Annotated in this window: 1 protein-coding gene; it reads left to right on the top strand. The window is 46.1% G+C overall.

The annotated features are described in order from the left end of the window. Positions 1–594 (top strand): aminotransferase class I/II-fold pyridoxal phosphate-dependent enzyme (locus R7Z47_RS25850; RefSeq protein WP_318130893.1); only part of this gene is annotated, 594 nt, incomplete at both ends.

The following is a 594-nucleotide window of genomic DNA, read 5'->3' as shown; positions in this document are numbered from 1 at the left end:
TGCTGCCACAACCCAACTGGCATCGATCCAACTGCTGAAGAATGGGAAACACTAGCGAAGCTGATTGCTGAGAAGAAACTGCTTCCTCTGTTCGACTTTGCATACCAGGGCTTTGCTAAGGGTGTAGAAGAAGACGCAGCTGGCCTACGTACTTTCGCGAAATACAACAAAGAAATTCTCGTTGCGAGCTCGTTCTCGAAAAACTTCGGCCTATACAATGAACGTGTAGGCGCATTCACGCTTGTTGCTGAATCTGAAGAAGTGGCAACAACAGCATTCTCTCAAGTAAAAGCGATCATCCGCTCTATCTACTCTAACCCACCAGCTCACGGTAGTGCTGTTGTTACTCATATTCTAAACAACGAAGAACTACGTGCTGAATGGGAAGCGGAAGTACAAGAAATGCGTGACCGTATTCAAGAGATGCGCGAGCTGTTCGTAGCAACTCTGAAAGAAGAAGGTGTGGATGCAGATTTCAGCTTTATCGAACGTCAAAACGGCATGTTCTCGTTCTCTGGTCTATCTAAAGAGCAAGTTAACCGTCTGAAAGATGAGTTCGCAATTTACATCGTTGGTTCTGGCCGTATCAGCGTA

Origin of the sequence: Vibrio sp. 1641 (assembly GCF_033339995.1) — a bacterium.
Classification (GTDB): Bacteria; Pseudomonadota; Gammaproteobacteria; order Enterobacterales; family Vibrionaceae; genus Vibrio; species Vibrio alginolyticus.
This window is presented reverse-complemented; position numbering and strand designations above follow the sequence as displayed.